Here is a 24,025-nt window from a genome sequence, read left to right on the forward strand (position 1 = left end):
CGGCGCCAACACCGGGCGACCGGGCTCGTCGGTCGGAGCGGCGGGCGTGGTCGAGGACGGCGGTCCGAGCGGTTCCGCCGGGCTCGACGCAGCCGGGCTCGACGCAGCCGGAGAGGGAGCGGGAGTCGGAGCCGGCGAAGTAGAAGGAGCAGTCAGCGGATCGACGGACGGCGCCGGCGCCGGAACCCGTGCGGCCGGCGGGAGCGGACCCGGCGTCGCTGTGGGAACGATCGGCTCGCCGGGCGACGGCTTTCGCGGAGCGTCCGTATCGACCGAAGCGGCAGCGACGGAGAGCGGAACCGACGCACCACTCCCGGACGGGAACGGAACAGCAGAATAGGGACGGCTGACGGCCGCATCTTCGGTGCGCCCCACTGACCGGGCGAAAGCGTGCGCCTGGTCTCCGATGTCGAGCAGCAGCGTCCCGACCGACGAGCGCCAGACGCCGAGCGTCGCGACGGTCAGCGGCAGACCGTTCTCGACCAGGAGCTGGAACGTCGCGGTGGTGCGGTCGGCGAGTTCACCGGCGACCAGCACGAGCTTGGGGTTCGGCGCGAGCTTGCTGATGCCCTCGTCGTCGGCGAACCGCTTCCAGTCGTTCCAGAAGACGTCCTCGCCGCGCCAGTAGAGCGTCGCCAGCTCTTCCAGGCTGGCCGCGCGGGCCCACCCGAAGTATTCGAGGCATTCGGCCAGCTCGTTGCGGTCGACCCGCTGGCGCGCGTGGACGACGACCAGCCGCCCTTCGCCGTCGACGGCGATCAGCGTGGGGTGGCCGCCACCGCTGATCGTCGGACGCTGTTGGATCCGGAGTAATCGGCTGCCGTAGACGGGATCAGGATCACGCCATAACGCGTCCTCGATCTGCCGGTCGAAGTCACCGACACCTTGGTCCAGGCGCTGGAGCGGGACCAGGCCATCGGGCCCGACCTCGAAGAGCGGCATGAAGTCCTAACCTCCTACATCGGTTCGACACCGACGATCCGCCCGGGAGTCGTCGCGCCGCACCGCGTCCGGGGTATCGGGCCTCCGGACTAGGCACGCCGGAAGACCACTGGTCGCCCCGGACATCTGTGTTCGGGTCGTTACCCGGCGGCCTGTTCCGCTAGAGGCCGCTTTCGCAGCCTGCCACACTCCCGGTGTCTATGGTGCTCCCGGTGCAAGGAATGGCTGCCCGGCTGGTGCTCCCTCGCCGACAAGTCTGATCAGTGCATCGGTGTCGAGATGCGCCTCGACGAGATTCGCCAAAACGTCCAAAGCCTGGGCTCTGACCTGCAGGTAGTCGGTGTCGGGGGGCACCACGAAACCGCCCAGGCCGCGTTGGACGGCGACGTCGGTCAGCAGGCGTCGTCGGAAGCCGTCGCACTCCAGGGTCCCGTGCCAGTGGGTGCCGTACACCACGCCGGAAGCGTCCGAGTACCGGACCCCCTCGTCCTCCCCGGATCCGGTCGTGATCCACCCGGGAACAGCGGGGTGGCGACCGCTCACCTGGCCGTGATGGATCTCATAGCCGGTGACCGTCTCGCCGTCCGACGTCCCGGCCGGCCGGCCGAGCGTCTTCTCGGGTGCGAACGTGATGTCGACGGGCGCGAGTCCGAGGCCGTCGACGGTTCCGAGGTTGCTCTCCACGGTGTCGGTGATCGTCCGGGCGAGCATCTGGAACCCACCGCAGATCCCCACGACCGGCCGGCCGGCGCGGTGGTGGGCCAGGATCGCGTCCGCCAGGCCGGTGCGGCGTAGCCAGGCCAGGTCGTCCACAGTGGCCCTGCTCCCCGGGAGTACCACCAGGTCAGCGTCGGCCAACGCCGCTGGGTGTCGCACCAACCGCACCTGGACGCCCGGCTCGGCGGCGAGCGCGTCCACGTCCGTGACGTTCGACATCCGCGGCAGACGCGGCACCACGACCCGCAGCCAACTGCTGCCCAGCGGTGGCGCGCCCCGACCGATGACGCCGTCGGGGCTGTAGGACAGGGAGTCCTCGGCATCGAGCCACAGGCCGTCGACGAACGGGAGCGTACCCAGCACCGGACGCCCGGTGAGTTCGGTGAGCCGGTCGATGCCCGGTGCCAGGAGACGCGGGTCGCCGCGGAACTTGTTGATCACGAATCCGCTGATCAGCGCCTGGTCTTCGGCGTCGAGCAGGGCGAGCGTGCCGAACAGCGAGGCGAACACTCCGCCGCGATCGATGTCGCCGACGACGATCGTGGGGAGCTTCGCCGGTCGGGCCAGGCCCATGTTCGCGATGTCGGTCGCGCGCAGGTTGATCTCGGTCGGACTGCCCGCGCCCTCGCAGATCACGACGTCGTAGTCGCGGCGAAGGTCGGTCAGCGCGTCCAGGACGAGGCCGAGCAGCCGCGGTTTGACCTCCCGGTAGGACAGTGCGGTGACCTCGCCTGCGGCTCGGCCCTGCACCACCAGGTGCGACCGGCGGTCGCTGCCCGGCTTCAGCAAGACCGGGTTGAATCGGACGCTCGGCGCGAGCCCGCACGCCTCGGCCTGAAGCGCCTGCGCGCGGCCGATCTCCCCACCATCGGGGGTGACCACGGCGTTGTTGCTCATGTTCTGGGCTTTGAACGGCGCAACTCGGACGCCTTGGCGAGCGAGCCAGCGGCAGATGCCGGCGGTGACGAGGCTCTTGCCGGCGTCGGAGGTGGCCCCCGCGACCAGCAGTGCGCCCTTCACGACGCGCCCGTTCGTGAGGTGGACGTGCGCGCCGCGCGGCTCGGGCGCACCAGCGCGCGGAGGATTAGGGTCGCCGCGCCGAGCGCGGCCGCGCCCGCGCCGACCAGCAGGGAGAGCCGCGCCGCCGGGACGATGTCGGCCGGCCGGGCCTCCCGGCCGTCACCGAGCACCGGACGCTCGTCGACGGCGCCGCCGTACGTATTGCGGCCGCCGAGCCGAATGCCCAGCGCACCCGCGGTCGCTGCCTCGCACTGGCCGGCGTTCGGGCTCGGATGCGCGCCGCCGTCCCGCCGCCAGGTGCGCCAGGCCTCCCCCGCGGCGCCGCGGCGTACCAGCGGTGCGGCGCCGATCGTCAGAAGGGCGGTGAGCCTGGACGGCACGAGGTTGAGTAGGTCGTCGAACCGCGCGGACGCCCAGCCGAACTGGACATACCGGTCCGATCGGTGCCCGACCATGGCGTCCAGGGTGTTGACCGCGCGATAGCCGACCAACCCGGGGATCCCCGCCACCGCACCCCAGAAATACGGAGCGACGACGGCGTCCGCGGTGTTCTCCGCGACCGACTCGACGACCGCCCTGGCGAGTGCCGGAGGTTCCAGACCGGCCGGATCACGTCCGCAGAGGTGAGAGAGGCGGTTGCGCGCACCGGGCAGATCGTCGGCGGCGAGCAGGCGGTCCATCGCACCGGCCTCGCGGCGCAGTGACGCCCCGCCGACCACCGCCCACGTCGTCACCGCGGTGGCGGCTGCACGCAAAACTGGGCGTCGGCGGGTCAATCGGTCGACCGCGACGGCTGCGGCCACCGGTGCCCCGACCGCGAGCGCGGTGTAGACGACGCCCCGGGGACGCGTCGGCGCGTAGAGCCGCCGCTCGAGCGCTGCGGCGAACCGCCCGTACCCGGCGACCGGGTGGCCTCGGCGCGGGTCCGGGACGACGTGGTCGAGCATCGCGCCGAGGGTCAGCCCGACGGCCGTGGCGAGCAGGTCGGAGCGGGACGGAGCAGACACCGCCCGAGCCTAGCCAGCGGCCGTGCGCTGGCTCGCCGCCACTGCTCTCTGCGGTGGCGCCTGACACACCCGCGTTAGCACAAGCGCTGTCGCCGTCGGCGGCGTCCACAGGGGTGGGAGTTGTGCACAGGCACGCGGGCAGGCACTGCCCGGGCGGTGGTGGCGCCGGGACCGTGGTGGTGCGCCCGGGTGTCCGGGCAGACGATTCGCGGAAGCAGGGATCTTCAGATGAACGAGACGATCACCACGCTCGTGGGGAACGTCGTCGACACGCCGAGTCGGCGAACTCTCGACTCCGGCGTGAGCGTCACGTCGTTCCGAGTAGCCTCCACCTCCCGACGATTCGACCGGGTGACCAACCGTTGGGTCGACGGCGATTCGCTCTACCTCAAGGTGACGTGCTGGCGCTCGCTGGCCGAGAACACGTCCGTCTCGCTGGTGAAGGGCGATCCGGTGATCGTCACCGGGCGCCTGTACACCCGCCTCTACGAGGTGGCCGAGTCCCGGCGGGCGGCCTACGAACTGGAGGCGACGGCCATCGGCTTCGACCTCAACCGCGGCCGGGCCACGTTCCAACGCATGCCGAGCTCGCGTGCGGTGACCGTGGACGAGGCGGGTCCGGACGGTCTGCCGACGGGCAGCGCGGTGGATGCGCACCTGGATACCGGCGTGACGACGGAGAGCGGCGTCGCGGTGGGCGCCGATCCGCTCGGCGATGACGAGGAGGACGAGCGACCGGAGTCCGGGCCGCACATGGAGGGCATCGACGTACCTCGTACCCCACCGGTCGGCCCCGACGGCCGCCCGCTCGGCCCGCCGTTCGGCCCAGCCGGCGCGGTAGGTCGCGCTACTTCGACCAGCGCGGTTGGTCGGGCCACCCCCACCGGCGCGGAAGGCCGCGCCGTCCCGACCGGCGCGGAAGGCCGCCCCAGCCCGACCAGCGCGGGAGGCGTGAACAGCGCGTCCGGCGCCGGGGGCGCGAGCACGGCAGGCAACGCGGGGGGCGCGAGCAGCGCGTCCGGCGGCGGGGACGTGGGACGCGCGAGCACCGCAGGAGGCGCAGGCAGCGCGTCCGGCGCTGGGGGCGCGAGCACCGCGGGAGGCGCCGGGGGCGCGAGCACGACAGGCAGCGCGAGCGGCGCGGGAGGCGCGGGCAACGCGTCCGGCGCCGGGGGCGCGAGCACTGCGGGCAGCGCAGGCAGCGCGAGTGGCGCGGGAGGCGCGGGCAGCGCCGGGGGCGCGGGCGCGGTGGGAGGCGCGAGCGGCGCGGGAGGTGCGGGTGGTCGAACCGGGCCCGTTGGCGTGGGAGGCGCTGGGGCGGCGGCTACCACGGCGGCTGGGGCGGGTGGCTCGGCCGCTGAGGCGGAGCGGGACACTCCGCGGCCGGGCCCCCGTCGTCGCGGCTCATCGGCGGTTCCCGCGTAACGCGGCAGCCGTCAGAGCGATGTGCCCGGAGAGTGGTCTGTAGGACTGCGACTCACGGTGCTACCGGTCGGCGCCCAAGCGGATTGCATTTGGAAGACGTATGGCCCTTCCAAATGCAATCCGCTCAACGGCGCACGGCAGCGGTAGGCGTCAGACCGTGGCTATTCGGGGACGGGCGACGACCGGATACGGCATCCGGACGGCGGGCTCGGGCAGCGGGCGGTCATCAACGCCCGGCTCGCCGGGCACCGGCTCCGGCTCGAACGGCAGTGGGATGCGCGTCACCAGCAGATCGCCGGTGTACCGGGTACGCCGCTCCAATCCCAGCCGGTGCAGCATCGCCCGCAGCGCGCGGTTCTCCGGTCCGCCGAACGAGACAGCTTCGCGGTGCCCGAGCTCGTACGCGACGTGCAACGCGTGCTTGGCCAGGATCGCGCCCAGCCCGCGCCGCCGATGGTCCTCTCGCACCAGCACTCCGAAATCGGCGACCGGGAGGTGGCCGGTGATCTGCGCGACTCCGACCAAGCGGAACCCGCTGAACGCCACGAGCGTGCAACTGCCGGGCACGGCGTCCAGGCATTGCTCCGGATCGGTCAGCGCGGGCGGCAGCGCCCCCGGGTACCGGTCCCGCAGCGAGGCAGGCGTCGAGCGCTCGTGCAGGTCGGCGACTGCGGCGGCGTCCCGAGGCCGGGCCGGACGGATCGCCACCACCGCCCCACCCACCAGCGCGGCGTGCACGACCGCGCGAGCCCGGGAGGGCCGAGCGGCCGGGCGACGGACAGCCTCGCTCCCGACGGGCGAGCCCAACCCGACCGAGCCCGAGGCGGCCAAACCCGCGCCAGCCGGACCTACGGCGGGTGCAGCCGTGGGCGGCGGACCCGACGCGGCCGGACCAGCGGTAGCCCGATCCGAGGCAGCCGGATCGGCGGAGCACGAGCCGCCAGCCGGTGGAGCGGCCGCCGGTGGGCCCGCGGAGGCCGGAGCCGCGGAGGCCGGAGCCGCGGAGGCCGGAGCCGCAGAGGCCGGAGCCGCAGAGGCCGGAGCCGCAGAGGCCGGAGCCGCAGAGGCCGGAGCCGCAGAGGCCGGAGCCGCAGAGGCGGGGGGCGGGGTGGATGGATCTGGGGAGGACGAGTCCTCGGCGGGTGGAGGCGGGGCACCTCGCGGCAGGTTGGTTGGAACTGGGGCCGGGCGCGCCCGGTCGCTTGCCACGGGTGTCACCTCCGCGTCGCTGTGCGGTCGACGTCAGCGTCCGTGGCTACTGTTTCGACGGCGTCACACGTGGGTGATAAGTCAGGTTCGGCGGATCCGTCCACCCTCTCGACAACTGGCCGTACCTGCGGTTCAACCTCCGGTGAGCGTGGCTGAGAGGTTGGTCACTCCGCCGGCACCGTCCGCGCCAACAATGCCTCGATCGCAGTACCGCGGGGCAGCGTCCCGAACGCATAGCCGCTCTCGCCGCCGAGCCGCGAGCCGCAGAACGCGCTGGCGACCTCCTCCGGCGCGTGCCGCACGAGCAGCGCGCCCTGCAGGACGAGCGCGAACCGCTCCACCAGCCGACGGGCCCGGTACTCCCACTCGTGGGTGTCGGACAGCTCGTTGCGCAACGCGGCCCACGCCGCGTCCAGGCGGCTGTCGGCTCCGTGCACCTGCTCGATCTCCTCGGTGTACGCGGCGAACGCGGCGGGCTCGCGACCCAGCGCCCGCAGGACGTCGAGCGCATTGACGTTGCCGGAGCCCTCCCAGATGCCGTTGAGCGGCGCCTCCCGGTAGAGCCGGGGCATGCCGCTCTCCTCGACGTATCCGTTGCCGCCGAGGCATTCGAGTGCCTCCGCGACGAACGCGGGCTGCCGCTTGCACACCCAGTACTTGCCGATCGCGGTGGCCAGCCGGGAAAACGCCCGCTCCTGATCGTCGCCCGCGAAGGCCCGGTCGACCGCGCCGGCCAGCCGGAGCGCGAGCGTGGTGGCGGCTTCCGACTCCAGTGCCAGGTCGGCCAGCACGTTGCCCATCAGCGGCTGGTCCACCAGACGCCGCCCGAACGCCGAGCGGTGGCGCGTGTGGTGGACGGCCTGAACCAGCGCGGCACGCATCCCCGCCGCGGAACCGACGACGTTGTCCAGCCGGGTCAGCGACACCATCTCGATGATCGTCCGGACGCCCCGCCCCTCGGGCCCGACCAGCCAGGCCACGGTGTCGTCGAACTCCGGCTCCGAGCTCGCGTTGCTCCGGTTGCCCAGTTTGTCCTTGAGACGCTGGATCCGGAACGTGTTCCGGGTGCCGTCCGGCAGGATGCGCGGCACCAAGAAGCAGGACAGCCCACCCGGCGCCTGCGCCAGGACCAGGAACACGTCGTTCATCGGCGCGCTCGTGAACCACTTGTGGCCGCGCAGCCGCCAGGTGCCGTCCCCGGCGAGCCGCGCGATGGTCGTGTTCGAGCGGACGTCGGATCCGCCCTGCTTCTCGGTCATACCCATGCCCGCGAGCAGACCGCGCTTGGTCGTCGGCACTCGCAGGCCGAAGTCGTAGACCCGGCTGGCCAGCAGCGGTTCGTAGACCTCGGCGAGGTCGGGGGTGGAGCGCAGCGCGGGCACCGCGGCGTACGTCATCGACAGCGGACACAGGTGCCCCGCCTCGAGCTGCCCCTGGACCAGCAGCCCGGCCGCCCGTGCCACGTGCGCGCCGACCCGGTCGTCGGCCCACGGCGTCGCGCCGAGGCCTGCCCCGACCGAGACGTCCAGCAGCCGGTGCCAGGACGGGTGGAACTCGACCTCGTCGATCCGGTGGCCGTACCGGTCGTGGGTGCGCAGCACCGGCTCGTGGCGGTTGGCTTCGTCGGCCCAGGTCTGCGCTTCGGCGCTACCGGCGATCCGCCCCAGCTGGTGCAACTCGGGCAGGAACCAGGACGCGCCCTCCCGGACGACGCCCGCGAGCAGCGCCGGATCGTCGGCCACGTCGTGGCCGACGAGCGGCGGAGGCTGGTTGGTGACCTGGTGCGTGCCCGCACCGGCGGCCGGAGCGGCCGAGAAGACCGGCGATTCGGACGTCACGAGCTCGGACATGCTGCCTCCAGTGAACTTTCCGCAGAGTGAGCGCCGTCCGCAGAGGTCGGTCGAACAGAATCCAGCGCGGAGGGGGCGAACTGGGTCACGGGTACTCCGACACACCGGAGCGCGAGCGCGGTGAGCTCGGCGACCAGCGAGCGGGCGGCCGGCCCGTCCACCGGCCCGGAGAGCTGGCCGATCAGGACCTCGGCAACGCCGCCGGTGAGCGCGGCGGCCGTGACGGCGGCGTTCTGCGGCACCATCTCGCCGGCGCGGACGCCGTCGAGGATCACCGCCGCGAACACCTCGTGATAGCGCCGCCGGTAGTTCAGCCGTTCGGTGACGACCAGCGGGTCGGCGGGTTCGGCGATCAACGCGTACGCCAGTTGGCGCCCGAGGATGGCCCGCTGCGCGAACAGCCCGACGCCCTGCGCCAGCCGGTCGGCCGACGAGACCGGCTCGGACGCCGACAGGACGGTGCCCAGCACCTCGAGCTCGCGCTGGGTGGCGCGGCGGAACACCTCGGCGGCGAGCGCTCCCTTGTTCGGGAAGTGCTGATAGACGGCGCCGGTGGAGATTTCCGCGGCGGCGGCGACGGCTGCGACCGTGGCGCCCGCCCAGCCCTGAGCGGCGACGATGCGGGTGGCCTCGGCCACGAGTCGTTCGCGCACGGCGGCGCGGCGGCGTGCGACCCGAGGGGGTTGGCGGTACGGCACGGAAGTAGTGAACCAGAGTTCACGGCTTCCCGATAGCCCGTGGCGTGAGGACGTTCACAGGACGCGTCAGACGTCCGGCCAGTTGCCAGAACTCCGCTGAGTCACGACACTTCATGGGGGTCTCGGACCAGCACACCCCGTCTACAGGTTGTAGATTTTCTTGTCTACACAACGTAGAATTTTGCTCATGAATTCGCCCCTGTCCGGTGCCGCAAGCGACGCTCTCGACCGGGCGCTCGACCAGCTCCGGATCCGCCTCCTGGCCACTGCGGCGACCCGCCTGCAGCCCGCGGAGAACGACCGGCCGATCGAGCCGTCGAACCGTCGATGCCACAGCACCGGTGCCCCGAGGCGCAAAAGCACCAACAACAACGCGGCCTGACCGGCGGTCAGCGGAACCCGACCGCCGGTCAGAACAGTTGGACCGATCAGCTCCGGGAGCCGACCGGATCCAGCGTCCGGACGACGTGGTCGACGAAGCCGTAGTCGCGCCCCTCCTCCGCCGTGAACCAGCGGTCCCGGTCGGAGTCGCGCTCGATGACCTCCAGCGGCTGACCGGTGTGGAACGCGATCAACTCGGCCATCGTCTTCTTGGTGTGCAGCATCTGCTCGGCTTGGATCCGGATCTCGGTCTCGGTACCGCCGAACCCGCCGTGCGGCTGGTGCATGACGATTCGGGAGTGCGGTAGCGCGTACCGCTTACCACGCGCACCGGAACAGAGCAGGAACTGTCCCATCGAGGCGGCAAATCCCAGCGCCACCGTGCAGACGTCGTTACTCACCCATTGCATGGTGTCGTAAATGCCCATTCCGGCGGTCACCGAGCCGCCCGGAGAATTGATGTAGAGCCAAATGTCACGCTCCGGGTCCTCGGCGTTGAGCAGCAACAATTGCGCGCAGATCGCGTTCGCCACCGCGTCGTTGACCTCACTGCCCAGAAACACGATCCGGTCCCGCAACAGCCGCGAGAAGACCTGCTCGTCCAGCCCGCCGCTCCCGATCGGAACCGGCGCTGACGCGGCGATTCCGGCGCGGACGACCGGCCCGGTCACCGGAACTGACGACCAGTGCGGCACGGTGTCGACTGCTCGGTCGTGCACTGCGGATCGCCTGCCGCCCGACGTCCGAAAAGGTATTTGAACCATATCGCGGACCTGCACCTCTCGACTCGCCTTTGTTTTCCTTCTCGGACGCTAAGCGGAGATCGAGCCGCGAATAGAAATGTTCGCTGGAGGCGATTCCGCTCTTGGCGTCTACGCCGAGAGCAATACGGGTAGCGGCAGGAGGCCGGGTCGGGCACGGAGCGGTTCGCTCCGTAAGCTACGAACAGGCTCCCACCGACCGGGAAGGACCGAGATGTCCGAGATTCTCTATCTCACGTCGATGGAGCCGCGTTCGGGAAAGTCGGCGGTGGCGTTGGGCTTGCTCGACCTGCTCGCCGCGGACGTCCGGCGGCTGGCGGTGTTCCGGCCGGTAGTGCCTGACCACGGGCAGCCGGATCCGATCGTCGAGCTGGCCCGCTCGCGGTATCAGCTCGACCTTCCGGAGCCCGACGCGGTCGCGTTCACGTACTCGTCGGCGGCGGAGCTGATCGAGTCCGGCGGGCCGGAGCGTCTCATCTCGGCGGTGGTCGAGCACGTCGCCCGGCTGCGTGAGCGCTACGACTTCGTGCTGTGCGTCGGCACCGACTTCACCGGACCGTCGCCCGCCGTGGAACTGGACCTCAACGCCGAGCTGGCTGCCAACCTCGGCGCCCCGGTGCTGCAGGTGCTCTCCGGGCACGGCCGTACCGCCGACGCAGTGACCACCGCACTCCGGGAGGGCCGCACGGTCCTCCGCGAACACGGCTGCGAGGTCCTGGCCACGATCGTCAACCGCGCCGGCCCCGAACACACCGGCCTGGCCTGCGACGACCCGCCGGTCTACGTGCTGCCGGACCTGCCGGTGCTGGCCGCGCTGACCGTCGCCGAGGTTGTCGCCGCCCTCGACGGGACGCTGCTCTCCGGCGACGGACCGGCGTTGCAGCGCGAGGTCGACTCGTACCTCGCCGGCTCGGCCTACCTGCAGACCGTGCTCCCGCTGCTCAAGGACGGCATGCTGCTGGTGTCGTCCGGTGACCGGATCGACCTGGCGGTCGGCGTCGCGGCGGCCGCCGTGAGCCCTGAGCTGCCCACTCCGGCGGGCATCGTGCTGACCGTCGGGCACGTGCCTGACCAGCAGAGCCTCGCGTTGCTCGAACCGTCCGGGCTGCCGGTGATCGCGGTGAAGGCCGATACCTACACGACGCTGCACCAGCTGGAGGGCCTCACCGGGCAGTTGCGGGCCGACAGCGCCCGTAAAGTTGCCGCCGCACTGGGGGCGTTCGCCGACCACGTCGACACCGAGACGCTCCGCAAACGGATCCAGCTGAGCAAGCCGGACGTCGTCACGCCGTTGATGTTCTCCGCCCAGCTGATCGCGCACGCCCGAGCCGACAAGCGGACGATCGTGCTCCCCGAGGGCGAAGAGGAACGAATCCTGCTCGCCACCGAGGAGCTGACCCACCGCGGCGTCGCCGACCTGGTCCTGCTCGGTGACCGCGACGTCATCGCGGCGAAGGCCACCCAGCTCGGCACCGACCTGTCCGGCGTCCGGATCATCGACCCGCTGCGCTCACCGCTGCGATCTCAGTTCGCGAAGACGTACGCCGAGCTGCGCGCGCACCGGGGCGTGACCCCGGAGATGGCCTACGACATCGTCGGTGACGTCTCGTACTTCGGCACGATGCTCGTGCACGCGGGTGAGGTCGACGGCATGGTGTCGGGCGCCGCGCACACGACCGCGCACACGATCCGGCCGGCTCTGGAGGTGATCCGGACGCTGCCCGACGTCTCGCTGGTCTCGAGCGCGTTCCTGATGTGCCTGCCGACGAAGGTCCTGGTGTTCGCCGACTGCGCCGTCGTCCCCGATCCGGACGCCGCCCAGCTGGCCGACATCGCGATCTGCGCCGCCGAGACCGCGGTCGCGTTCGGGGTCGAGCCGCAGGTCGCGATGGTGTCGTACTCGACCGGCGGCTCCGGGTCGGGCGTCGACGTCGACAAGGTGCGCGCGGCGACGTCGCTGGTGGCTGAACGACGGCCGGACCTGCCGCTGGCCGGACCCATCCAGTACGACGCCGCGGTCGACCCGGCGGTCGGCGCCGCGAAGCTGCCCGGCAACCCGGTGGCCGGGCATGCGACGGTCCTGGTCTTCCCCGACCTCAACACCGGCAACACCACGTACAAGGCCGTACAGCGGGCGGCATCGGCGATCGCGGTCGGCCCGGTGCTCCAGGGGCTGCGGCGACCGGTCAACGACCTGTCCCGCGGGTGCACGGTCGCCGACATCGTCAACACGGTTGCCATCACCGCCGTCCAGGCACAGCAGGGAGCGCGATGAAGCCGGTACTGGTGATCAACTCCGGATCGTCGTCGCTGAAGTACCAGCTGATCGACGTCGGGTCCGGTGTGCTCGCCAAGGGACTGATCGAGGAGATCGGTTCGGACGCCGCCCGGCTGCGGCACTCCGGACGCGAGCCGGACACCCGGCCGGCGAAGGACCACGACGCGGCGCTCGCGTGGATGCTCCAGGTTCTCGGCGGGTTGGACGGACTGCTCGCGGTCGGGCACCGCGTCGTCCACGGCGGGACGCGATACACCGCGCCGACCGTGATCGACGCCGCCGTCGAGGCCGGCATCGAGGAGCTGTCGCCGCTCGCGCCGCTGCACAACCCGGTCAACCTGGCCGGCATCCGGGCGCTGCGGACCCAGTTGCCGGACGTCCCGCAGGTCGCGGTGTTCGACACCGCGTTCCACGCGACGATCCCGGCAGTGGCCGCCACCTACGCGCTGCCGCTCGACGTGGCCGCGGAGTACGGCGTCCGCCGGTACGGGTTCCATGGCACGAGCTGCCAGTACGTGACGCGGCGGACCGGGGAGTACCTGGGCGCCGAGAACCTCATCATCTGCCATCTCGGGAACGGCGCCTCGGCGACCGCGGTGTCCGGCGGGCGGAGCGTCGACACCTCGATGGGGCTGTCGCCGCTGGAGGGCCTGGTGATGGGCACCCGCAGCGGTGACCTCGACCCGGCGCTCCCGTTTCACCTGATCAGGGCCGGGCTGGATCCGGCGGAGGTGGAGACGATCCTCACCTCTCGCAGCGGGCTGCGCGGCCTGGCCGGTGCGTCGGACATGCGGGAGGTTCGCGCGAAGGCCGACGCCGGGGACGCCGCTGCCCGGCTCGCGCGCGAGATCTACGCGTACCGGATCCGTAAGTACGTCGGCGCGTACCTGGCGGTGGTTCCGGGGGTGCAGGCGCTGGTGTTCACGGCGGGGGTCGGCGAGAACGACGCTCCGCTGCGGGCCGAGGTCTGTGGGTCGCTGGCCCATCTGGGTATCGAGTTGGACGACGACGCCAATCGCGCCGCCGTCGGGCCGTCGGAGCCGGTGACGATCGGCAGTGGGGCGGTGCCGGTCGTGGTCGTGCCCACCGACGAGGAGTCGGAGATCGCCGCACAGGCGGCAGCCGCCGTCCTCTCCTGACGGGGGGCGGGGGCCGGGCTCAGGGTTCCGGCAGCTCGGCCAGCCGATGTTCGGCACCGGCGACGCGCTGCGCTGCGAGCTGCGCCGATTTCCGCGCAGCCTCGTCCGCCCGCCGCGCGGCTTTCGCGTCGTGCTCGACGGAGTTCACGGCCGCCTCCGCGTCGTCCAGATCGAGGCGCAGCTGGTCGACGCGGTCCCGCGCGTCCTGCAGTCGCTGCTCGACCTCCGCCAACGCCCGCGCGGACTCCTCGCGCGACGCTTCGGCGTCGACCAGCGACGCCCGCGCGCGGTCCACGACCTCCTCCGCCTCCTCGCGGGCCCGGCGCAGCTGCTCGGTCCGCTCCTTCCGGCGCACGGCCAGGTCGTCGTCGGCCGGTTTGGAGGCCTTCGGTTTCGGCGTAGCCACCGGCGCCGGACCCGGCCCCACCGGCCCGAACCCGGCGTACTGCAGCGCGTTGGTCAGCCGTCCGCTTCGGACCGCCTCGGCCGCCTCCGGGTCGCCGAGCGCGGCGTGCAGCGTCTGCTCCAGTTCCCGGGCGACGTCGTCGCTGATTGCCTGCCCACGCTCGTGGCCGAGCGCCCGCGCTTCCTGAGCCACCGCGTAGACGAGCCGGTGCCGCTGCTGGGTCAGCGCCCGCAGCTGGTCGGCGCTCACCGAGGCCTGCAACTCGCGGAGCTGCTCCCCCAGCGCCAGCAACGGCTCGATCTGCTCCTGCCGGTCGCGGATCAGCTGGTTTGCCAGCCAGGCCGAGAGCGACGGCTTCCGCAGCGCCTTGATCTGCGCGGCGAGCTCACGATCGCCGGCCGCACGTGCCTCTTTCTCCCGAGCGGTGCGCGCGGCCGTGAACTGGCCAGGGTCGAGTCCGTACAGCTCGTCGGCCACCTCGTCGAGGTTCACGCGACGAGCGTGCCACGACCGAGGCCCACGCGTCCGCGCGACGCCGCTGACCATGGGCGCTTCACCCGTCCGGTCGAGGCCGCACTAGTCCGCGCAGCAGATTGTCCTATGTAGACTCGTGTGACGCCCACCTCCCTCTTTGACCAGCATCGATGTGCAATTTTCGGGAGCAGCGTGTAGCCTTCGACGTCGGGTCAACAGCGTGGGCCGAGGTCGAGGAGGTGGTCGTCGTGTCGTCGAACGATCCCTCCAGTAGTCATACCCGGCACGCGCTCAGCCGCTGAGGCGTCGGGAGACGACGCCACCCCTTCTTGCTGACGAAGCTCGCAGCCCCAAACAAACGGTGCTGCTCAGGGGAGCCGCGGTGCGCAGTGCCGGGTCAACGGGCCGCCGTTCGCTTCCGATCCGCGCAAGGGGTACCTCCCATGAGCAAGGTCACTGTTCCGTTCGCCGCCGTTCTCGTCCTGGCCTGGATCGTCACCATCACCGTTATCAACGCTTCCGCACACTGACAGTAGTCACCCGAGGGCTGGCGTAGTGATGCGCGGCGGGTGCAAATCGGTGAGTAACCTGATGGAAAAGTACGACTCGGGCTGTCCGTCAGTATCAATCGACGCGGATAGCAGGAGACGCGTCGGGAGTGTCCCTCCAGATCCCCGAGCACGGCTCTGACCTGCGGGTTACTCTGCTCTCCGAGATAACGGGGACCGGTGGGGCACGGCGGGGGCCGTCGACGAAACCTGCTCCCGTGCCATGCCCTCGTAGCTCAGCGGATAGAGCAGGTGCCTTCTAAGCACTTGGTCGCAGGTTCGAACCCTGCCGAGGGCACCACACCCGGGCGGCCAGCGTATCGTGCTCGCGCCACGATCTGAATACTCTGCGTAGCAGTACTGCTGCACTTCCGCTGATACCCGCCCACCCTCGTACGGTGGCCGGGTGCGGACCCTCGGGGTGGACCTGGCGGCCGAGGCCGCCAACATCACGAAGGCCGGGATCGACTGTCCGCTGGGCTGGCCGGACGAGTTCGCAGCGTTCCTCGCGGCCTGGTCGAGCGGCACGTTCGTCGCGCCGGTGGATATCGCCGGGAAGGAATGGCGCCGCCGGCTGGCCTATCGGCGGACCGACGAGGTGGTGCGTGCCCGGCTCGGGCTGACCGCGCGGGCTGCGGCGTTGGGTCTGACCTACGCACCGGATCCCTCGGACGCCGCGACGGCGGCGTCCGAGGGATGGATCGCGCTCCCGGCGAGCGGCCTCGACGCGCTGGTGCCCTGACCCACCGCGTGCACCCGCGTCAGCAGCGGAACTCCGCCCACACGATCTTGCCGGTGCCCCGCGGCTCCGACCCCCAGGAGGCGGAGAACCGGGCCACCACGTCCAGCCCGCGGCCACCGGTGCTGGTCAGCAACGCCCGGACCAGCCGCGGCGGCGTCGGCGAGTCGTCCTCGACGATCAGCCGGATCCGGTCGGGAAAACGAACCAGGGTCAGCTCGACCAGGCCTTCGCCGTGCCGGATCGCGTTCGTCACCAGCTCCGACGCGCACAGGACGGCCGGCTCCACGATGCTCGGGTCGAGGTCCCACCCGGCCAGGGTGCGGTTGACGAACGCCCGCGCTCGGCCGATCGCGCCCGGCGCGCCGGGCGCGATCGAATGGCGCGCCTCGTCGGTCCGGGTCTCGTCACCCCGGTCACGACGGGCGACGACGACCGCGACGTCGTCGAAGCGGCGCCCCGCCGGTCCGATCGGCGCGATGATCCGCTCGGCGAGGTGCTCAGCGTTCTCCCCGGCACCGATCGCGGCCCGCTCCGCCAGCGCGCGCAGCCCGGCGTCGATCGACTGGCCCGGTGATTCGATCAGCCCGTCGGTCACCAGGACCAGAGCGTCGCCCGGACCGATGTGGACCGCCGTCGACCGGTACACGGCCGCGTCCTGGACGCCGAGGATCAGCCCGCCGCTGGGCGCGACGATCTCCACCCCGCCGTCCGCGCGGACGACGATCGGCGGCGGATGCCCCGCCCCCACGACGACGCCGTCCCCGGTAACCGGGTCGATCGTGGCGTAACAGCAGGTCGCGAGCAGCCGCGTCTCCAGATCGACGAGCAGCCGGTTGGTGCGCGCCACCACCTCCTCGGGGCGGTGGCCCTCGGACGCGTACGCGCGCACCGCGATCCGCAGCTGCCCCATCACCGCGGCGGCGTGCGCGGTGTGCCCCTCGACGTCGCCGACGACCAGCCCCACTTCGCCGGACGGCAGCGCGATGACGTCGTACCAGTCCCCACCGACCTGCAACCCGTCCGCGCTGGGCAGGTACCGGCAGGCGGTGGAGACGCCGGGGATGCCGTCGGTGCGCCGGGGCAGCATCACCCGCTGCAGGCCGGCGGCCAGCTCGTGCTCGGCGTCGTAGAGGCGTGCCCGCTCGAACGACTGCGCGGCCAGCCCGCCGAGCGCGACCAGCATCGTCCGGTCGTCGGACGTGAACGGCTGCGGCTTGTCCCACCGCACCGCACAACCGCCGACCGGACGCCCGGTGGCGACCATCGGCAGATAGGCCCAGGCCGCACCGATGCCCTCGAGCGCGTCCGGCCAGCGGTCGACGAACGCGGCGGCGTCACCGGCGAACAGCGGCAGCCGCGAGCGCACGGCCTCGGCGAGCGGGCGTGGATCGTCCATCGACGCCCCGTCGAAGTCGGCGATGACGTGAGCGTCGTACCCGACCGCGTCGATGACCCGGAGCCGCCCGCTCTCGACGAGGACGACGCCCAGCGCGGACGCCCCGATCGCGGCCCGCAGCGTGCCGGTCAGTACCTGGGTGACGTCCTTGAGCGTCAGCGCCTCGGCGAGCGCTCTGGTCACCGCGTTGATCAGCTGAGCGCGCTCCGACTCCGCGCGGACGGCGTCCTGCTCGCGCTGCCAGGTCTCGTAGCGGTCGGTGCAGTCCGCGGCGACGCCGACCATCCGGTCCGGCGCGCCGTCCGTGCCCGCGAACACCCGGCCCCGCGCGTCCAGCCAGCGCTCGGTGCCGTCGGGCCGGACGATCCGGTACTCGGCGTGGTACTGGCCGCAGTCGTCGATGGCGCGCTGGACCACCTGCTCCACCCGGTCGCGGTCGGCCGGGTGGAGCGCGGCGTAGAACGTCTCGATCCGGCGGTCGAACGTCGCCGGGTCGAGGCCGACCAGGCGGCACAGGCGCTCGTCCCAGATCAGCTCACCGGTGGTGAGATCCCAGTCGAACGACCCGGTCCCGGAGGCGTCCAGAGCCAACTGGAGCCGGCCGAGCAGGACGTCGCTCCCCGCAGACTCCGGGGAACCCATCGGCGCGATCTCCTCCTGACGGCTGTTGACCTCCCCAGTATGCGGGCGTCACACGCGATCCGCCTGTCGGGCACGTCGGTCCGGTCAGGCAGCCCGTTTGCCGTCGACGACCGCTCGGGCGGTGTCCGGGAAGTCGGCGAACACCCCGTCGATGTCCTGGGCCAGCAGCAGGCGCAGCCAACCCTCGACGTTGCCCCGCGCGGTCGGGTCGGTACCGATGCGGAAGTCCACCGGGAGGAACTGGTTCTCGTTGCGGAGCGTCCAGACGTGGACGATCAGCTTCGCCTTGTGCGCGTCGGCGACCACGGTCGTCGGCGGCCGGGTGCGACCGGACGCGTCGAGCGGGATCACCCGGGCGGTGTTCAGCCCGACGCCGTCCGCGTAGGTCCGGATGTCCGCGAGACCGGCCGGCGTCACCAGGTCGTCGTAGGTGCGGCCGTCGCCGTACGGGGCGCCCGCGGCGTCGATGAGCTGGGCGAGCGGAACGTCGATCATCCGGTTCAGGCGCCGGAGGTTACCGGTCTCGAAGGACTGGATGACGACCTTCTTCCAGTGACTCCGCTTCAGCGTCTTGACCAGCGGCTCCTCGAGCGGCTTCCCGATCGAGCGGAAGTAGGTCGGGTGCTTGGTCTCCGGGTAGATCCCGATCGTCCGGTGACGCCGCTTGCTCTCCCGCTTCACCAGGTCGACGACCTCCTGCAAGGTCGGCACCGGGAACTTGCCGTCGTAGGCGGTGTTGGCGGGGCGGACGGCAGGGAGCCGCTCGATCGCGCGCAGCGTCTTGAGCTCGGGGAGCGTGAAGTCCTCGGTGAACCAGCCGGTGACCGCGCGCCCGTCGATCGTCTTGGTCGTCTTCCGGTCGGCGAACTCCGGGCGCTTCGCGACGTCGGTGGTGCCGCTGATCTCGTTCTCGTGCCGCGCCACGAGCACGCCGTCCTTGGTGATGACCAGGTCGGGCTCGACGTAGTCGGCGCCCTGCTGGATCGCGAGCTGATAGGCGGCCAGCGTGTGCTCGGGGCGGTAGCCGCTGGCACCCCGGTGGGCGATCACGACGGCGCTCTTCTTCTCCGCTTTGGCGGGTAAGGCCGCGGGGGCGGCGGCGGCCGGGGCCGCGACGCTGAAGGCACCGGCGAACAGGGTCAGCGCGAGCGTCGAGCCCGCGAGACTCCGAAAACTCCTGAGAGACACAGCTCCTCCTCGAGGCGCGGCGACGTGGATGTCGCCTCGCCCCGAGCAGCCCAGCGGAGCCAGTCAGATTTCAGTTGAAACAGGACTGAATGGGGTGTGAACCGTTACTGCAGGTAAGACTCGACCTCGCTCACCGGACGCGCTGCGGCGTCGTCGGGGTTCTGGCCGGCGTCACGGCGAGCCCGCCGCTGCCGCAGCAGGTCCCAGCACTGGTCGAGCTCTTCCTCGACGTGCTTGAGCCGCTCGTGCTCCTCGGCGGCGGTGAGCTCACCGGCGGCCAGGCGCTGCCGGAGCGAGTGCTCCTCGGCCACCAGCTCGTCGACCCGCGAAATGATCTGCTTCTCCGACACGGTCTGTTCCTCCTAGGAAGTTGCCGCCCCGACGGTACGCCGACGAGCGTCCCGCGCCTTCTGTAGTTCGACTGCAGAACGACGAAGCCCCTGACCCATCGGGTCAGGGGCTTCGGAACGAACATCAGGCCGCGACGACGCCTTCGGAGGCGGCTAGTTCGCGGAGTTGATGCAGTGCAGCGTTCTCGAGCTGACGCACCCGCTCGCGGGACAGGCCCAGCGTGCCGGCGATCTCGGTGAGCGACTGCTGCCGCCCGTCCTCGAGGCCGTACCGGGCACGCACGATCCGCGCCGACCGCGGGTCGAGCCGCTCGATCATCTGCCCGAGCCCGTCACGCTGGATCGCGGCGATGACCACGTCCTCCGGCGACGGCTCGTCACCGTCGGCGACCAGGTCGGACAGCGAGGTCTCGCCGTCCTCACCGACCGGGGTGTCCAGCGACACGGTCTCCCGCGCCCAGCGGATCAGCTCTTCGACCCGCGAAGGCTCGATGTCCAGGGCACCGGCGAGCTCCACGATCTCGGGCTCGCGGCCCAGCTCACGAGTGAGATCACGCCGGACGTTGCGCATCCGGTTGATCTCCTCCACGAGGTGGACGGGAAGTCGTACCGTCCGGGCCTGCTGCGCGATGGCCCGGCTGATCGCCTGCCGGATCCACCAGGTCGCGTACGTGGAGAACTTGTATCCGCGCTGGTAGTCGAACTTCTCGACCGCGCGAACCAGGCCGGAGTTGCCCTCCTGCACCAGGTCCAGCAGCGGCATCGCGCTGCGGGTGTAACGCCGCGCGATCGAAACCACCAGTCGGAGGTTGGCCAGAATGAACGCGTCCTTGGCTCGGCGGCCTTCGGCTACGAGCCGGGTAAGCTCAGAACGCGTGATGTGTTCGGGGATCGTTCCTTCGTCGAGCCAAAACTCGGCGAGGAGGCCGGCCTCGACCTGCTTCGCCAGCTCCACCTCCTGCGCAGCGTTCAGCAGCGGGGTGCGGCTGATCTCGTGCAGGTATGTGCCGACGAGGTCGCGGTCCGGCACCGCGGTGTCGTCCGCCTCGACGACCCGGGTACTCGGTTCCACAACGTCCGTCGTCATCGTCTCCCCAATCCCTCTTTGTGCCTCACACGTACGTAACCCACAACGGCGTTCACCCGGCAGAGATTCCGGTTTCGAAGGGTGATCCGCGCAACGTTGCGCGCCGCAAACCATCCGTCGGGGTATGCCCCTGCTATCGGCCGGGTAATCTGCTTCGGTGAGTTTCCGGACGAATCTGTGACGAACACCTCGGCCGATCAGGTGAAATCCGCGCTCGCGCGGTTCGCCACCGGGGTTGCGGTGCTCAGCGTCAGAGACGGAAGGCCACCCGATTCGGCGCCGCCCGGCCCCGATGTCGTTGATCCCGACGAAGACTTCGACGATCCCGCCGACGACATCGCCGCCACCCTCACAGCGTTCATGCCGGTCTCGTTGTTCCCGCCGATCGTGGCAATCTCAGCCGATCTCACCGGCTACGTCGCCGAGGTTCTGCAACGTCGGGCGCATTGGGGGCTGTCGGTCCTCTCGAGTGGCCAGGCGGCACTGGCGGGACGATTCGCGGCTGCCGGGCGTCCGAGTGCCCGGTTGTTGCTGGCAGGCGAGGAGCACCATCGGGGCCCGCTCACCGGCGCGCTGCTGCTCGACCGGGCCACCGCGACGATCGAGTGCGTGACGATCGATCGGCGGCCGGTCGGTGACCACCTGCTGGTGACGGCCTCGGTCGTCGACGTGACCGCCGCTGGGCCGAAGGACCCGCTGGTCCGCTACGACCGTGCCTATAGGGGTCTCACCCGCCGGGACTGATGCCGCGGGCCCGGAGACCGTGCAGCATGGCCGTGGGCTCACCCGGCGTGATTGACCGGGGCAGCGCCGGGTAACCGCGACGGCATGGAACGCAGCGACAAACACGGACCACGGCAGGACGAGGCGATGGCACGCGAGACCGAGGGCCTCGTGCGATCCGGGCACTCCGGGCGGACCGAGGAATGGCGCGACCCGGAGCCCGCCGGCGAGGACCAGCCCGAGGCCGACCGCGCGCCGAACGCGACGCTGACCGGGGGCGTCCCCGAAGGGATCACCCCCGCAGGCGTCGAGGAACGCTCGGAGCTCGCCGCCCATCTCGGCAAGGAGATCTACCCGGCCTACCGCGACGCGCTCGTCGACCGCCTGGTCGAGACCAACGCACCCGGCCGCCTCGTCACGGCCGTCCGCGACCTGCCGCCCGACGCGGAGTACCAGAACGCGGGTGAACTCGCCGAGGCCCTGGGTCTAGGCCACGAATCGCACCGCTTCTAGGCGTCACGCTCGTCGACTCCGCCGATCAGCACGGCGGAGTTGACGAGCGCAACGTGGCTGAACGCCTGCGGCGTATTGCCGAGGTGTCGCTTCGTCACCGGGTCGTACTCCTCGGCGAGCAGGCCGGTGTCGCTGGACAGCGCGACGAGCCGGTCGACCATCGCGACCGCCTCGTCCTTGCGCCCGATCAGGAACAGCGCGTCGGCGAGCCAGAAACTGCACGCCAGGAACGCACCTTCGGTGCCGGGGAGGCCGTCGACGGCTTCGGTCTCCGGCCGGTACCGCAGCACGAACCCGTCGACGCATAGCTCGCGCTGGACGGCCTCGACCGTGCCCACCACCCGGGGATCGTCCGGCGGCAGGAACCCCAGCCGCGGAATGAGCAGCAGCGACGCGTCCAGCCCGGCGGAGCCGTAATACTGCGTGAACGAATTCCGCGCCCGGTCGAAGCCCCGCGCGCACACTTCCGCGTGAATGGTGTCCCGGATCGTCCGCCAGCGGGCGACGTCGCCATCTTGGCCGAACTGCTCCGCGGTCTTCACCATCCGGTCGAACGCCACCCAGCACAGCACCTTCGAGTGCACGAAGTGCTGCCGGTCACCACGAACTTCCCACAGACCGTTGTCCGGCTCGCGCCACGCGGCCTCCAGGTGGTCGACCAGCCGCTTCTGCAGGCTCCACGCGTCGTCGCTGCCGCTGATCCCGGCCTTCCGGGAGAGGTGGAGACAGTCGAGCACCTCACCCCAGACGTCGAGCTGGAGCTGTTCGCTGGCCGCGTTGCCGATCCGGACCGGCGTCGACTTCTCGTAGCCGCCGAGCCAGGGCACTTCCCACTCGTCGATCCGCCTGCGGCCTTTGATCGAGTACATGATCTGCAGGTCGGACGGGTCGCCGGCGACCGCGCGCAGCAGCCAGTCGCGCCAGGCCAGCGCCTCCTGGTCGTACCCGTTGGTCAGCAGCGCCTGGAGCGTGAACGACGCGTCCCGCAGCCAGCAGTAGCGGTAGTCCCAGTTGCGAGGGCCGCCGACCTGCTCCGGCAGTGAGGTGGTGGCCGCGGCGACGATGCCGCCGGTCGGGTCGTAGGTCAGCGCTTTGAGCGTGATCAGCGACCGCCTGACCGCGTCCGCCCAGCGGCCCTGATAGCTGCACTGCTGGATCCATCCACGCCAGTACGCCTCGGTGGTATTGACCTGCTCAATGGCGTCCACATCGCGGTCGTTGTCGTTCCAGGACTCGCGCCAGGTGAGCACGAACGGGACGTACTCGCCCGGGCCGACCGTGAACTCGCCCACAGTCGCGAGGTTCTCACCGTGCAGCGGAACGCTGCTCCGCAGCCAGACCGCGTCCGGGCCGGCCACGGCGGCGAACTCGCCGTCGACGTGCCGCACCCAGGGAACGATCCGTCCGTAGTCGAACCGCAACCGCAGGACGCTGCGCATCGGCACGCGGCCGGAGATCCCCTCGACGACGCGGACCACGTCCACGGCGTCGTCCCGGGGCGGCATCAGGTCGATGACGCGGACGCGACCCTCCGGCGTCTCCCATTCGCTCTCCAGGATCAGCGTGTCCTCGCGGTACTTCCGGCTGACGCAGACCCCGCCCGCGACCGGGGCGATCGTCCAGTGCCCGTTGTCCTGGTCACCGAGCAGAGCCGCGAAGCACGCGCCGGAGTCGAATCGCGGTAGGCAGAGCCAGTCGATCGACCCGTCGGTGCCGACGAGCGCCGCGGTGTGCAGGTCGCCGATGACCGCGTAGTCCTCGATTCGCCCAGCCATGTGCTTCCTCCCGTGGTGACGTTCGGTACGTGCCCGGTGAGCAGGGCCGGGAAAACCCGTGGGCTGTCCGGAACTTGCCGTGCTGAGATCAGCGTCATGCTCACCGCTGCCCTGGCCGGGCTGGGCCTCGGCCTGTTCGTCGCGGCCCAGGTCGGGCCGGTTTCCCTGCTCTGCGTCCGCACCGTGCTGCGCTACGGGCTCGCTCCCGGGCTCGCGATCGGCATGGGGGCGGCGCTGGTGGACGTGGCCTACGCCACGCTCGGGATGCTGGGGGTCGCGCAGCTGGTCCAGTCGGACGTGATCCGCTGGACGCTCGGCACGGTGGGGGCCGGCGTCCTGATCTGGATGGGCGCACGCACGCTCTGGACGGCCCACCGGGTCAGGCTCGGGCTGGAAACCGTCGACGAAGTGACCACCGTAGGGGCGGCGTTGCGCACGTCCGTGCTGGCCACCGCGTCGAACCCGCTGACGATCGCGTCCTGGGCGTCGATCTTCGCCGCGGCGTCCACGGCCGCTCTGACGTCGTCCACAGCGTCCGCGGTGAGCCTGCTCGTCGGGCTCGGCGTCGGCAGCGTCGGCTGGTTCACGGTCCTGGCGATCGGCGTCGCGCTCGCGCGACGCCGCATCGGTGACCGCCTCATGCGGGTGGTCGACGCGATCTCCGGAGCCGGTCTGGTGACCTTCGGCGGTATCCTCGCATTTCGGGCTGCGAGGGATACTTAGGCAGCGCTCGACACGATGATTCATCAGGGTG

The 24,025-nt window shown here is 71.2% G+C and carries 21 protein-coding genes and 1 tRNA gene; 10 read left to right on the forward strand and 12 right to left on the reverse strand.

Translation table 11 applies throughout. From position 1 onward, the window contains the following. The first annotated feature begins 390 nt into the window (after positions 1-390). Positions 391-813, forward strand: coding sequence for a hypothetical protein (locus BUB75_RS45210; protein WP_143175240.1), 423 nt, complete (start codon positions 391-393; stop codon positions 811-813). 327 nt (positions 814-1,140) lie between these two features. Here BUB75_RS45210 and BUB75_RS16165 read toward each other — a convergent pair whose 3' ends face one another. Then, positions 1,141-2,679 carry a cobyric acid synthase gene (locus BUB75_RS16165; RefSeq protein ID WP_073257929.1) on the reverse strand — a complete coding sequence of 513 codons (1,539 nt, stop codon included), beginning with the start codon at positions 2,677-2,679 and terminating at the stop codon, positions 1,141-1,143. After that, entirely contained in the window at positions 2,676-3,686 is a 1,011-nt protein-coding gene (locus BUB75_RS16170) for a cobalamin biosynthesis protein (RefSeq protein WP_218617551.1), read from the reverse strand. The genes BUB75_RS16165 and BUB75_RS16170 overlap by 4 nt, the downstream gene beginning before the upstream one ends. Before the next feature lie 228 nt (positions 3,687-3,914). Here BUB75_RS16170 and BUB75_RS16175 point away from each other — a divergent pair, with 228 nt between their 5' ends. After that, entirely contained in the window at positions 3,915-5,111 is a 1,197-nt protein-coding gene (locus tag BUB75_RS16175) for a single-stranded DNA-binding protein (protein WP_073257930.1), read from the forward strand. Positions 5,112-5,261: 150 nt separating this feature from the next. Here BUB75_RS16175 and BUB75_RS16180 read toward each other — a convergent pair whose 3' ends face one another. The 3 genes from BUB75_RS16180 to BUB75_RS16190 all read right to left on the reverse strand — a co-directional run bounded on the left by BUB75_RS16180 (position 5,262) and on the right by BUB75_RS16190 (position 8,823). Beyond that, positions 5,262-5,849 carry a GNAT family N-acetyltransferase gene (locus BUB75_RS16180; protein WP_073257931.1) on the reverse strand — a complete coding sequence of 196 codons (588 nt, stop codon included), beginning with the start codon at positions 5,847-5,849 and terminating at the stop codon, positions 5,262-5,264. Positions 5,850-6,484: 635 nt separating this feature from the next. Further along, positions 6,485-8,170, reverse strand: coding sequence for an acyl-CoA dehydrogenase family protein (locus BUB75_RS16185; RefSeq protein ID WP_073257933.1), 1,686 nt, complete (start codon positions 8,168-8,170; stop codon positions 6,485-6,487). Further along, entirely contained in the window at positions 8,155-8,823 is a 669-nt protein-coding gene (locus BUB75_RS16190; protein ID WP_218617552.1) for a TetR/AcrR family transcriptional regulator, read from the reverse strand. Before BUB75_RS16190 ends, BUB75_RS16185 begins: the two co-directional genes overlap by 16 nt. A gap of 232 nt (positions 8,824-9,055) precedes the next feature. Between BUB75_RS16190 and BUB75_RS16195 the strand changes: the two genes are divergently transcribed. Continuing rightward, entirely contained in the window at positions 9,056-9,250 is a 195-nt protein-coding gene (locus BUB75_RS16195; RefSeq protein WP_073257937.1) for a hypothetical protein, read from the forward strand. Between the two features lie 46 nt (positions 9,251-9,296). Here BUB75_RS16195 and BUB75_RS16200 read toward each other — a convergent pair whose 3' ends face one another. Next, positions 9,297-9,893 (reverse strand): ATP-dependent Clp protease proteolytic subunit, encoded by a 597-nt coding sequence (locus tag BUB75_RS16200; RefSeq protein WP_073258473.1) that lies wholly within the window; start codon positions 9,891-9,893, stop codon positions 9,297-9,299. Positions 9,894-10,224: 331 nt separating this feature from the next. Between BUB75_RS16200 and pta the strand changes: the two genes are divergently transcribed. Both pta and BUB75_RS16210 read left to right on the forward strand, forming a co-directional pair. Beyond that, positions 10,225-12,285, forward strand: coding sequence for a phosphate acetyltransferase (pta, locus tag BUB75_RS16205; RefSeq protein WP_073257939.1), 2,061 nt, complete (start codon positions 10,225-10,227; stop codon positions 12,283-12,285). Next, positions 12,282-13,427: an acetate/propionate family kinase gene (locus BUB75_RS16210; protein WP_073257941.1), complete on the forward strand. Its 1,146-nt coding sequence runs from the start codon at positions 12,282-12,284 to the stop codon at positions 13,425-13,427. The genes pta and BUB75_RS16210 overlap by 4 nt, the downstream gene beginning before the upstream one ends. A gap of 19 nt (positions 13,428-13,446) precedes the next feature. Here BUB75_RS16210 and BUB75_RS16215 read toward each other — a convergent pair whose 3' ends face one another. Then, positions 13,447-14,325, reverse strand: coding sequence for a coiled-coil domain-containing protein (locus BUB75_RS16215; protein ID WP_073257943.1), 879 nt, complete (start codon positions 14,323-14,325; stop codon positions 13,447-13,449). Between the two features lie 755 nt (positions 14,326-15,080). On the opposite strand from BUB75_RS16215, the gene BUB75_RS16220 reads away from it, so the two are divergent. Together BUB75_RS16220 and BUB75_RS16225 are read left to right on the forward strand one after the other, a co-directional pair. After that, positions 15,081-15,156, forward strand: a tRNA-Arg gene (locus BUB75_RS16220). Positions 15,157-15,261: 105 nt separating this feature from the next. Further along, positions 15,262-15,597, forward strand: a complete 336-nt coding sequence (locus BUB75_RS16225) for a DUF429 domain-containing protein (RefSeq protein WP_073257945.1) — start codon at positions 15,262-15,264, stop codon at positions 15,595-15,597. Positions 15,598-15,616: 19 nt separating this feature from the next. On the opposite strand, the gene BUB75_RS16230 is transcribed toward BUB75_RS16225, so the two are convergent. From BUB75_RS16230 to BUB75_RS16245, 4 genes are all read right to left on the reverse strand, one after another. Beyond that, on the reverse strand, positions 15,617-17,635 hold the full coding sequence (locus BUB75_RS16230) for a SpoIIE family protein phosphatase (RefSeq protein ID WP_073257947.1): 2,019 nt from the start codon (positions 17,633-17,635) through the stop codon (positions 15,617-15,619). Positions 17,636-17,719: 84 nt separating this feature from the next. Then, positions 17,720-18,823, reverse strand: coding sequence for a glycerophosphodiester phosphodiesterase (locus BUB75_RS16235; RefSeq protein WP_073257949.1), 1,104 nt, complete (start codon positions 18,821-18,823; stop codon positions 17,720-17,722). Positions 18,824-18,927: 104 nt separating this feature from the next. Then, complete coding sequence (locus BUB75_RS16240) at positions 18,928-19,173, reverse strand: DUF2630 family protein (protein WP_073257951.1); 246 nt, start codon at positions 19,171-19,173, stop codon at positions 18,928-18,930. A 124-nt stretch (positions 19,174-19,297) separates the two neighbouring features. Then, on the reverse strand, positions 19,298-20,260 hold the full coding sequence (locus BUB75_RS16245) for a sigma-70 family RNA polymerase sigma factor (RefSeq protein ID WP_084741265.1): 963 nt from the start codon (positions 20,258-20,260) through the stop codon (positions 19,298-19,300). 177 nt (positions 20,261-20,437) lie between these two features. Between BUB75_RS16245 and BUB75_RS16250 the strand changes: the two genes are divergently transcribed. Further along, complete coding sequence (locus BUB75_RS16250; RefSeq protein WP_073257955.1) at positions 20,438-21,004, forward strand: flavin reductase family protein; 567 nt, start codon at positions 20,438-20,440, stop codon at positions 21,002-21,004. A gap of 126 nt (positions 21,005-21,130) precedes the next feature. Beyond that, on the forward strand, positions 21,131-21,496 hold the full coding sequence (locus BUB75_RS16255; RefSeq protein WP_218617553.1) for a DUF2795 domain-containing protein: 366 nt from the start codon (positions 21,131-21,133) through the stop codon (positions 21,494-21,496). Here BUB75_RS16255 and BUB75_RS16260 read toward each other — a convergent pair. Continuing rightward, positions 21,493-23,271, reverse strand: coding sequence for a glycoside hydrolase family 15 protein (locus tag BUB75_RS16260; RefSeq protein WP_073257959.1), 1,779 nt, complete (start codon positions 23,269-23,271; stop codon positions 21,493-21,495). The genes BUB75_RS16255 and BUB75_RS16260 overlap by 4 nt on opposite strands. Before the next feature lie 96 nt (positions 23,272-23,367). Here BUB75_RS16260 and BUB75_RS16265 point away from each other — a divergent pair, with 96 nt between their 5' ends. After that, positions 23,368-23,994 (forward strand): LysE family translocator, encoded by a 627-nt coding sequence (locus BUB75_RS16265; RefSeq protein WP_073257961.1) that lies wholly within the window; start codon positions 23,368-23,370, stop codon positions 23,992-23,994. Positions 23,995-24,025: the final 31 nt, after the last annotated feature.

The sequence above is a fragment of the Cryptosporangium aurantiacum genome (assembly GCF_900143005.1).
GTDB classification, from domain to species: Bacteria; Actinomycetota; Actinomycetes; order Mycobacteriales; family Cryptosporangiaceae; genus Cryptosporangium; species Cryptosporangium aurantiacum.

Coding starts and splice junctions, on each gene's coding strand:
- pta (WP_073257939.1), top strand. CDS start 10,225: ATGTCCGAGATTCTCTATCTCACGTCGATGGAGCCGCGTTCGGGAAAG.
- BUB75_RS16260 (WP_073257959.1), bottom strand. CDS start 23,271: ATGGCTGGGCGAATCGAGGACTACGCGGTCATCGGCGACCTGCACACC.
- BUB75_RS16265 (WP_073257961.1), top strand. CDS start 23,368: ATGCTCACCGCTGCCCTGGCCGGGCTGGGCCTCGGCCTGTTCGTCGCG.
- BUB75_RS16210 (WP_073257941.1), top strand. CDS start 12,282: ATGAAGCCGGTACTGGTGATCAACTCCGGATCGTCGTCGCTGAAGTAC.
- BUB75_RS16185 (WP_073257933.1), bottom strand. CDS start 8,170: ATGTCCGAGCTCGTGACGTCCGAATCGCCGGTCTTCTCGGCCGCTCCG.
- BUB75_RS16255 (WP_218617553.1), top strand. CDS start 21,131: ATGGCACGCGAGACCGAGGGCCTCGTGCGATCCGGGCACTCCGGGCGG.
- BUB75_RS16175 (WP_073257930.1), top strand. CDS start 3,915: ATGAACGAGACGATCACCACGCTCGTGGGGAACGTCGTCGACACGCCG.
- BUB75_RS16195 (WP_073257937.1), top strand. CDS start 9,056: ATGAATTCGCCCCTGTCCGGTGCCGCAAGCGACGCTCTCGACCGGGCG.
- BUB75_RS16230 (WP_073257947.1), bottom strand. CDS start 17,635: ATGGGTTCCCCGGAGTCTGCGGGGAGCGACGTCCTGCTCGGCCGGCTC.
- BUB75_RS16245 (WP_084741265.1), bottom strand. CDS start 20,260: ATGACGACGGACGTTGTGGAACCGAGTACCCGGGTCGTCGAGGCGGAC.